Source organism: Pinirhizobacter sp. (assembly GCF_035317885.1).
Taxonomy (GTDB): Bacteria; Pseudomonadota; Gammaproteobacteria; order Xanthomonadales; family Rhodanobacteraceae; genus Pinirhizobacter.
Map to the genome: position 1 here is coordinate 1 of NZ_DATHFX010000286.1, position 8,654 is coordinate 8,654.

Below are 8,654 nucleotides of genomic sequence, written 5' to 3' on the forward strand. Positions count from 1 at the left end.
TCCCGCCAGGTGGGCGTGCCGTACATCGTGGTCTTCCTGAACAAGGCGGACATGGTGGACGACGCCGAGCTCCTGGAGCTGGTGGAAATGGAAGTGCGCGAGCTGCTGTCGAAGTACGAGTTCCCGGGCGACGACACCCCGATCATCCACGGCTCGGCCAAGCTGGCGCTGGAAGGCGACCAGTCGGAAATTGGCGTGCCGTCGATCGTCAAGCTGGTCGATGCGCTGGATTCCTACATTCCGGAGCCGGTGCGTGACATCGACAAGACCTTCCTGATGCCGGTGGAAGACGTGTTCTCGATCTCCGGTCGCGGCACGGTGGTCACCGGTCGTATCGAGCGCGGCATCATCAAGGTCGGCGACGAAGTGGAAGTGGTCGGCATCATCGACACGGTCAAGACCACGGTCACGGGCGTGGAAATGTTCCGCAAGCTGCTCGACCAGGGCCAGGCGGGCGACAACGCCGGCCTGCTGCTGCGCGGTCTCAAGCGCGACGACGTGCAGCGTGGCCAGGTGCTGGCCAAGCCGGGCTCGATCAAGCCGCACACCACGTTCGAAGCCGAGGTGTACGTGCTGTCGAAGGACGAGGGTGGCCGTCATACCCCGTTCTTCAAGGGTTACCGCCCGCAGTTCTACTTCCGCACCACCGACGTCACCGGCGCTTGCGAGCTGCCGGAGGGCGTGGAAATGGTGATGCCCGGCGACAACGTGAAGATGGTAGTCACGCTGATCCACCCGATCGCCATGGACGACGGCCTGCGTTTCGCCATCCGCGAGGGCGGTCGTACTGTCGGCGCGGGTGTGGTTGCCAAGATTCTCAAGTAATACGCGTCATCCCTGCAATTTGCGGGAAAATGCAGTAAGATAGGCGGCTACCGTCCTCCCGGGCGGTAGTCGCTTACGCTTTTGAAGAGTAATCAGGTCACTGATAAGTGCCTGAAATACATAACGTTCTTTCGACAACAGGACACGGTTTTTATGGCGAACCAGAAGATTCGCATTCGGCTCAAGGCGTTCGATCATCGTTTGATCGACCGTTCAGCCAGTGAGATCGTCGAGACGGCCAAGCGTACCGGTGCAACGGTGCTGGGCCCGATTCCGCTCCCGACCAAGATCGAGCGGTACACCATCCTGACGTCCCCGCACGTCGACAAGGATGCTCGCGATCAGTATGAGACCCGCACCCACAAGCGTGTGCTGGACATCATCGACCCGAATGACAAAACCGTGGACGCGCTCATGAAGCTTGATCTCGCCGCTGGCGTAGACGTACAGATCAAGCTGGGCTGAGCGGACAAAGGGATACAGATATGAGTATCGGACTGGTAGGCCGCAAGTGCGGCATGAGCCGGCTCTTCACTGAAGATGGCCGCTCGATTCCGGTGACGCTGATTGAAGCGACGCCCAATCGCGTGACCCAGGTGAAGACGGACGAAATCGACGGCTACAGCGCCGTGCAGCTCGCGGCAGGCGTCAAGCGCGCCTCGCTGCTGACGCAGCCGCTGAAGGGCCATTATGCAAAGGCGAAGGTCGAGCCGGGTCGCGTCATCCGCGAATTCCGCGTATCGGCCGATGACGCCGCCAAGTATGCCGTGGGCAGCGAAATCAAGGCCGACGACGTGTTCTCCGTAGGCCAGGTGGTCGACGTGCAGGGCGTGTCCAAGGGCAAGGGTTTCCAGGGCACCATCAAGCGTCATCACTTCAAGATGGGTGATGCCACGCACGGTAACTCGCTGTCGCATCGCGCGCCGGGCTCCATCGGCCAGCGCCAGACGCCAGGCCGCGTGTTCCCCGGCAAGAAGATGTCCGGCCACATGGGTGCGGTCAACCGCACGCAGCAGGGCCTGGAAGTGGTCAAGGTCGATGCCGAGCGTCACCTGATTGCGGTCAAGGGCGCGGTACCGGGTGCTCCCGGTGGCGACGTCGTGATCCGTCCGACGACGAAGGGCTGAGGAGAACGCCATGGAACTCAATGTCATTGGCGCCCAGCCGCTTACCGTTTCCGACGAGGTCTTCGGTCGCGAGCTGAACAACGCCCTGATCCACCAGGTTGTCACCGCGTATCGCGCGGGCGGCCGAGCCGGCACCAAGGCGCAGCTGTCGCGCGGCGAGATGTCCGGTACCACCAAGAAGTTCAAGAAGCAGAAGGGCGGCGGCGCCCGTCACGGCGACTACCGCGCACCGATCTTCGTCGGTGGTGGCGTCACCTTTGCCGCCAAGCCGCGCAGCTTCGAGCAGAAGGTCAACCGCAAGGCCTACCGTGTCGCGATTCGCTCCATGCTGTCGGAGCTCAACCGCGCCGGCCGCCTGAAAGTTGTCCCGGGTTTTGATTTCGAGAAGGCGCAGACAAAAGCCATGATCTCCAAGCTCGCCGAGCTTGAGGTGTCCGGCCGCGTGCTCCTGGTTTCCGAGGAAGCCACCGAGGCGCTGTACCTGTCTGCCCGCAACATTCCGTACCTCCACGTAGTGGACGTGCTGGCGCTGAACCCGGTTAGCCTGGTCGGTTCCGATTACGTCGTGCTCACGGTAGACGCGGTCAAGAAGGTTGAGGAGTGGCTGGCATGAGCAACGAACGCACCCTGAATACGCTGCGCGCGCCGCACATTTCCGAAAAGACCGCCCGTCTTGCCGAGGGTAACCAGTATGTTTTCGTCGTAGCCCCGGAAGCCACCAAGGCTGACGTCCGCGCCGCCGTGGAACACCTTTTCGACGTCAAGGTCGAGAACGTGAACCTCGTCAATGGCAAGGGCAAGGCCAAGTCCTTCCGCCAGCGCGCTGGCGTTCGCCAGGGTAAGCGCAAGGCCTACGTGCGACTCGCCGCTGGCCACACGATCGACGTGTCGGCCAAGGCCTGAGCCAGGAGTTATTCGAGATGGCATTAATCACACACAAGCCGACCTCGCCGGGCCGTCGCGACGCTGTCAGCGTCCACACCCCGGGTCTGCACAAGGGCGCTCCGTACGCTCCGCTGACCGAGTCGCAGTCCAAGTCCGGTGGCCGTAACCATTACGGCCGCATCACGGTCCGTCACCGCGGCGGTGGCCACAAGCAGGCCTACCGCATCATCGATTTCAAGCGCGACAAGGAGTCCATCGTGGCTCGCGTCGAGCGCCTGGAATACGATCCGAACCGCACCGCGCACATCGCGCTGCTGGTGTATTCGGATGGTGAGCGCCGCTACATCATCGCGCCGAAGGGCGTGCAGGTGGATGACCGCCTGGTATCGGGTACCGATGCGCCGATCAAGGCGGGCAACTGCCTACCGCTGCGCAACATCCCGGTGGGTTCGACCATTCACTGCATCGAGATGAAGCCGGGCAAGGGTGCGCAGATCGCGCGCAGTGCCGGCGCCTCGGTACAGCTGGTGGCGCGTGAGCAGGGCTACGCCACGCTGCGCCTTCGCTCCGGCGAAATGCGCCGCGTGCCGGTGGAATGCCGCGCCACGATCGGTGAAGTGGGCAACGGGGAGCACAGCCTCCGTAAGCTCGGCAAGGCCGGCGCAAAGCGCTGGATGGGTATTCGTCCCACCGTTCGCGGTGTGGTGATGAACCCGGTGGACCACCCGCATGGCGGTGGTGAGGGCAAGACCTCTGGCGGACGTCACCCGGTATCCCCGTGGGGCACTCCGGCCAAGGGCTACAAGACGCGCAGCAACAAGCGCACCCAGCAGTTCATCGTGCGTCGCCGCAAGTAACGGATATCCAATATGCCTCGTTCACTAAAAAAAGGTCCGTTTGTCGACCTGCACCTTGTAAAAAAGGTGGATGCCGCTGTCGCGGCCAACAACAAGCGTCCGATCAAGACCTGGTCGCGCCGCTCGATGATCCTGCCCGAAATGGTTGGGCTGACCATCGCCATCCATAACGGACGCCAGCACGTGCCCGTGTTGATCAACGAGAACATGGTCGGGCACAAGCTCGGCGAGTTCGCGGTGACCCGCACGTTCAAGGGCCACTCCGGCGACAAGAAGGGTAAGTGATGAGCACCGAAGCCAAAGCAATCCTCCGGGGCGCCCGTATTTCGGCGCAGAAGGCTCGCCTGGTGGCCGACCTGGTCCGCGGACTCCCCGTGGGCAAGGCCAGCGACGTGCTCGCCTTTACCAACAAGAAAGCCGCCCAGCTCGTTCGCAAGGTGCTGCTGTCGGCCGTCGCCAATGCCGAGAACAACCTCGGCGCGGATGTGGACGAGCTTCGCGTGTCCAGCATCTTCGTCGACGAGGGTCCGGCCATGAAGCGCATGTTCGCCCGCGCCAAGGGTCGTGGTTCGCGCATTCTTAAGCGCACCGCGCACATCACCGTTGTCGTCGGCAACTGACTGAGGAAATAGACGATGGGTCATAAAGTACATCCCACCGGTATCCGCCTCGGCATTGCCAAGGACTGGAACTCGAAGTGGTACGCCAACAAGGGCGACTACGCCAAGTATCTCTCGGCCGATCTGAAGGTCCGCGAGATGCTTCGCAAGAAGCTGGCGCAGGCCGGCATCAGCAAGATCCAGATCGAGCGTCCGGCCAAGACCGCCCGCGTGACGATCCACACCGCCCGTCCGGGCGTGGTGATCGGCAAGAAGGGCGAGGACATCGAGAAGCTGCGCAAGGAAGTCACCGCGATGATGGGTGTTCCCACCCACATCAACGTGTCCGAAGTGCGCAAGCCCGAACTGGATGCCCAGCTGGTGGCCGAGTCGATCGCCCAGCAGCTCGAGCGCCGCATCATGTTCCGCCGCGCAATGAAGCGCTCGGTCGGCAACGCCATGCGCCTTGGCGCCCTGGGTATCAAGATCAACGTTTCCGGTCGTCTGAACGGCGCCGAGATCGCCCGCTCCGAGTGGAGCCGTGAAGGTCGCGTCCCGCTGCATACCCTGCGCGCGGACATCGACTACGGCGTCGCCGAAGCCAAGACCACCTACGGCATCATCGGTGTCAAGGTGTGGATCTATAAGGGCGAGATCTTCGACCTCGCGGCCGCCACGGCCGAGGCGTCGAAGGAAGAACAGTCGCAGCCGCCGCGTCGCGAGGGTGGTGAAAACCGCCGCGATCGCGAGCGGGTTGCCAAGTAAGGAGCGTTGCCATGTTGCAACCAAAGCGCACCAAGTACCGCAAGATGCACAAGGGCCGTAATGACGGCCTGGCATTCTCCTCCAACCTCGTCAGCTTCGGCGAGTATGGCCTGAAGGCGACCACACACGGTCAGCTCACGGCCCGCCAGATCGAAGCTGCGCGTCGTTGCATCACCCGCTTCGTCAAGCGAGGCGGCAAGCTGTGGATTCGCGTGTTCCCGGACAAGCCGATCACCCGCAAGCCGATCGAAGTTCGAATGGGCGCGGGCAAGGGCAGCGTCGAGTTCTGGGTCGCCCCGATCCAGCCCGGCCGCATGCTTTATGAAATCGAGGGTGTCGACGAGACCACGGCGCGCGAAGCGTTCCGCCTGGCCGCGGCGAAACTCTCTGTCCAGACGCAATTCGTTTCCAGGGCGGTGATGTGATGGCCACCAAGCAGATCAAAGACCAGTCGGCAGACGAGCTCAAGAAGCACCTGCTGGACCTTCGCAAGGAGCAGTTCAATCTGCGCATGCAGAAAGGCTCCGGCCAGCTCACCCAGCCGCACCAGCTGCGCCGCGTTAGGCGCGATATTGCCCGCACGAAATTCGTGCTCGGCAGCAAGAAGTAAGGACGGCGGATATGAGCGATAACAAGAAAGCCGCGCGCACCCTCGAGGGTCGCGTGATCAGCAACAAGATGGTCAACACGGTTACCGTGTTGGTCGAGCGCCAGGTCCAGCACCCGCTGCTGGGCAAGATCGTCCGTCGTTCCACCAAGTTGCACGCCCATGATGAAACGGGCGCCAACGAGGGCGACGTGGTGCGGATTGCCGAGTGCCGTCCGCTGTCGAAAACCAAGCATCATCGCGTGGTGGAAATTATCACCCGCGCTGACATTGTCTGACGGGAGGGTGCAGCCATGATCCAGATGCAAAGCACGCTCCAGGCCGCGGACAATAGCGGCGCCAAGGAATTGATGTGCATCAAGGTGCTCGGCGGTTCCAAGCGCCGTTACGCCTCGGTTGGCGACGTGATCAAGGTCACCGTCAAGGATGCCATCCCCCGCGGCAAGGTGAAGAAGGGCGAGGTCTACAACGCCGTGGTGGTCCGTACCGCCAAGGGTATTCGCCGCGCCGATGGCTCCACCATCCGTTTCGACGGGAATGCGGCCGTCCTCCTCAACAACAAGCTCGAGCCGATCGGTACCCGTATTTTCGGGCCGGTGACGCGCGAGCTGCGCAGCGAGAAGTTCATGAAGATCGTCTCCCTCGCGCCCGAAGTGCTCTGAGCGGAGACCAGACATGAAACGTATCCGTAAGGGTGACAACGTCATCGTTATCACCGGCAAGAACAAGGGTCAGCGCGGTGACGTGCTGCGCGTTGCGGAGGACCGCGTGGTCGTCTCCAACGTCAACGTGGTGAAGCGTCATACCAAGCCGAATCCGCAGGCCAACCAGGCCGGCGGCATCGTCGAGAAAGAGGCTTCGATCCACATCTCCAACGTACAGCTGTTCAACTCCGCTACCGGCAAGGGTTCACGCGTTGGCATCAAGACTCTCGGCGACGGGAAGAAGGTGCGCGTGTTCCAGTCCAATGGCGAAGTAGTGGACGCGTAAGGAAGACATGTCATGACGCGCCTCGAAAATTTCTACAAAGAATCCGTCATCAAGAAGCTCACCGAGCGTTTTGGTTACGACAACGTGATGCAGGTTCCGCGCATCACCAAGATCACGCTGAACATGGGCGTGGGTGAAGCCGCCGGCAACAAGAAGATCCTGGACAACGCCGTGGCCGACATGGCCGCGATCGCTGGCCAGAAGCCGATCACGACCAAGGCCCGCGTGTCGGTGGCCTCGTTCAAGATCCGCGACGGTTGGCCGATCGGTTGCAAGGTCACGCTGCGCCGTGCGCAGATGTGGGAATTCCTTGATCGCCTGATCAACATCTCGCTGCCGCGCACCCGCGACTTCCGCGGTGTATCCGGCCGCGCCTTCGATGGTCGTGGTAACTACAACTTCGGCATCAAGGAACAGATCATCTTCCCGGAAATCGACTTCGACAAGGTCGATGCGATGCGCGGCATGGACATCGCCATCACCACGACGGCGAAGTCCGACGAAGAGGCCAAGGCGCTCCTCGAGGCCTTCAGCTTCCCGTTCCGTAACTGATAACGCGAGACAAACCATGGCAAAGACCTCGATGGTCAACCGCGACATCAAGCGGACCAAGCTCGTCAAGAAGTACGCAGTCAAGCGTGCGGAGTTGAAGGCGCTCGTCCTCAGCTCCACCGCTTCGTACGAAGAAAAGATGGAAGCACAGGCCAAGCTGCAGAAGCTGCCCCGTGATGCCAGCCCCTCCCGCCAGCGTAACCGCTGTGCGCTGTCGGGCCGCGCACGTGGCGTCTACCGCAAGTTCGGCCTGGGCCGTAACAAGCTCCGCGAAGCCACCATGCGTGGCGACGTGCCGGGCCTGCGCAAGGCCAGCTGGTAACCCCGGCTAGCTTTACGCTGTAAAAACCTGCTATAGTCGTCGGTCTGCGTTCTCGCAGGCCGGCGCGTGCCGGCATACAACTCAAGATTTCCGGTCAATCGGATATCGGTGGACTCATCAGGAATTACCCATGAGCATGACTGATCCTATCGCCGACCTGTTTACGCGCATCCGCAACGCCCAGTCCATGGGCAAGCCGGTTGTCCGTATGCCGTCGTCGAAGTTGAAGGTGGCGATTGCCAACCTTCTGAAGAATGAAGGCTACATCCTCGACGTCGCCGCCACGGCCGACGAAACCGGCAAGCCGGTCCTCGAACTGAAGCTCAAGTATTTCGAAGGCCAGCCGGCCATCGAGACGATTTCCCGTGTCAGCCGTTCAGGCCTGCGTGTGTATCGCGGCAAGGACGAGCTGCCGAAGGTGCTGGGCGGTCTGGGCATCTCCATCATTTCCACCTCCGCCGGCCTGCTGACCGACGCCCAGGCCCGCGCTCGCGGCCTCGGCGGCGAAGTCCTCGGCCAGGTGGCGTAAGGAGCGAACGATGTCCCGCGTATCCAAACAGCCGATCAACCTGCCCAAGGGCGTGGAAGTCAACGTCGGCAACGACGCCATCACGGTCAAGGGCTCCAAGGGCACCTTGAGCACCCATCGTATGCCAGGCATCGACGTCAACGTCGACGGCGGCATTGTCCACGTGGTGGTCACCGAAGGCGCCGACCACAAGTTCGGCGGCACCGCCCGCGCGATCCTGGCCAACATGGTCACCGGCGTGTCCACCGGTTACGAGCGCAAGCTCGAGCTGGTTGGCGTCGGCTACCGTGCCGCCATGACCGGCAAGGCGCTCAACCTCACCCTGGGCTTCTCGCACCCGGTGGTCTTCGAGGCGCCGGCTGGCGTCACCATCGAAGTCCCCACGCAGACGGAAATCCTCATCAAGGGCGCCGACAAGCAGGTCGTCGGCCAGGTTGCCGCCAAGATCCGCGCCTACCGCGCTCCCGAGCCGTACAAGGGCAAGGGCGTCCGTTATGCCGGCGAGAAGATCACCCTGAAGGAAGCCAAGAAGGCCTAATCGGCCTATCCGCTTTCGAGGAAATGAGCATGAACAAGAACGTATCCCGCCTGCGCCG

The 8,654-nt window shown here is 62.2% G+C and carries 18 protein-coding genes; all 18 read left to right on the top strand.

The window, feature by feature from the left end; all coding sequences use genetic code 11:
- Positions 1-825, top strand: an 825-nt coding sequence (locus tag VK519_RS09300; protein WP_324349262.1) for an elongation factor Tu, incomplete at its 5' end; no start/stop codon positions are given.
- Positions 826-978: 153 nt separating this feature from the next.
- The gene (rpsJ, locus tag VK519_RS09305) at positions 979-1,290 is read left to right on the top strand and encodes a 30S ribosomal protein S10 (RefSeq protein ID WP_250625406.1); all 312 of its coding nucleotides are present in this window, start codon (positions 979-981) and stop codon (positions 1,288-1,290) included.
- Positions 1,291-1,310: 20 nt separating this feature from the next.
- Entirely contained in the window at positions 1,311-1,952 is a 642-nt protein-coding gene (rplC, locus tag VK519_RS09310; protein ID WP_324349263.1) for a 50S ribosomal protein L3, read from the top strand.
- Between the two features lie 10 nt (positions 1,953-1,962).
- Positions 1,963-2,565 carry a 50S ribosomal protein L4 gene (rplD, locus tag VK519_RS09315; RefSeq protein ID WP_324349265.1) on the top strand — a complete coding sequence of 201 codons (603 nt, stop codon included), beginning with the start codon at positions 1,963-1,965 and terminating at the stop codon, positions 2,563-2,565.
- Complete coding sequence (rplW, locus tag VK519_RS09320) at positions 2,562-2,855, top strand: 50S ribosomal protein L23 (protein WP_250625409.1); 294 nt, start codon at positions 2,562-2,564, stop codon at positions 2,853-2,855. The genes rplD and rplW overlap by 4 nt, the downstream gene beginning before the upstream one ends.
- A 17-nt stretch (positions 2,856-2,872) precedes the next feature.
- The gene (gene rplB / locus VK519_RS09325; RefSeq protein ID WP_324349267.1) at positions 2,873-3,694 is read left to right on the top strand and encodes a 50S ribosomal protein L2; all 822 of its coding nucleotides are present in this window, start codon (positions 2,873-2,875) and stop codon (positions 3,692-3,694) included.
- 12 nt (positions 3,695-3,706) lie between these two features.
- Positions 3,707-3,979 carry a 30S ribosomal protein S19 gene (rpsS, locus tag VK519_RS09330; protein ID WP_250625411.1) on the top strand — a complete coding sequence of 91 codons (273 nt, stop codon included), beginning with the start codon at positions 3,707-3,709 and terminating at the stop codon, positions 3,977-3,979.
- Complete coding sequence (gene rplV, locus VK519_RS09335) at positions 3,979-4,314, top strand: 50S ribosomal protein L22 (RefSeq protein ID WP_324349268.1); 336 nt, start codon at positions 3,979-3,981, stop codon at positions 4,312-4,314. The genes rpsS and rplV overlap by 1 nt, the downstream gene beginning before the upstream one ends.
- Before the next feature lie 15 nt (positions 4,315-4,329).
- A complete protein-coding gene (gene rpsC, locus VK519_RS09340; protein WP_324349269.1) occupies positions 4,330-5,058 on the top strand; it encodes a 30S ribosomal protein S3 in 729 nt (242 codons plus the stop codon).
- An 11-nt stretch (positions 5,059-5,069) separates the two neighbouring features.
- A complete protein-coding gene (gene rplP, locus VK519_RS09345; RefSeq protein WP_250625414.1) occupies positions 5,070-5,483 on the top strand; it encodes a 50S ribosomal protein L16 in 414 nt (137 codons plus the stop codon).
- On the top strand, positions 5,483-5,668 hold the full coding sequence (gene rpmC / locus VK519_RS09350) for a 50S ribosomal protein L29 (protein ID WP_250625415.1): 186 nt from the start codon (positions 5,483-5,485) through the stop codon (positions 5,666-5,668). The genes rplP and rpmC overlap by 1 nt, the downstream gene beginning before the upstream one ends.
- A gap of 11 nt (positions 5,669-5,679) precedes the next feature.
- Positions 5,680-5,943 carry a 30S ribosomal protein S17 gene (gene rpsQ, locus VK519_RS09355; protein ID WP_250625416.1) on the top strand — a complete coding sequence of 88 codons (264 nt, stop codon included), beginning with the start codon at positions 5,680-5,682 and terminating at the stop codon, positions 5,941-5,943.
- Between the two features lie 15 nt (positions 5,944-5,958).
- The gene (gene rplN / locus VK519_RS09360; protein WP_324349271.1) at positions 5,959-6,327 is read left to right on the top strand and encodes a 50S ribosomal protein L14; all 369 of its coding nucleotides are present in this window, start codon (positions 5,959-5,961) and stop codon (positions 6,325-6,327) included.
- Between the two features lie 13 nt (positions 6,328-6,340).
- Positions 6,341-6,655, top strand: a complete 315-nt coding sequence (rplX, locus tag VK519_RS09365) for a 50S ribosomal protein L24 (RefSeq protein WP_324349272.1) — start codon at positions 6,341-6,343, stop codon at positions 6,653-6,655.
- Between the two features lie 12 nt (positions 6,656-6,667).
- Positions 6,668-7,207 carry a 50S ribosomal protein L5 gene (rplE, locus tag VK519_RS09370; protein WP_324349273.1) on the top strand — a complete coding sequence of 180 codons (540 nt, stop codon included), beginning with the start codon at positions 6,668-6,670 and terminating at the stop codon, positions 7,205-7,207.
- 16 nt (positions 7,208-7,223) lie between these two features.
- On the top strand, positions 7,224-7,529 hold the full coding sequence (gene rpsN / locus VK519_RS09375) for a 30S ribosomal protein S14 (protein ID WP_324349274.1): 306 nt from the start codon (positions 7,224-7,226) through the stop codon (positions 7,527-7,529).
- 130 nt (positions 7,530-7,659) lie between these two features.
- Positions 7,660-8,058 (top strand): 30S ribosomal protein S8, encoded by a 399-nt coding sequence (rpsH, locus tag VK519_RS09380; RefSeq protein WP_250625421.1) that lies wholly within the window; start codon positions 7,660-7,662, stop codon positions 8,056-8,058.
- 10 nt (positions 8,059-8,068) lie between these two features.
- The gene (rplF, locus tag VK519_RS09385) at positions 8,069-8,596 is read left to right on the top strand and encodes a 50S ribosomal protein L6 (protein ID WP_324349276.1); all 528 of its coding nucleotides are present in this window, start codon (positions 8,069-8,071) and stop codon (positions 8,594-8,596) included.
- Positions 8,597-8,654: the final 58 nt, after the last annotated feature.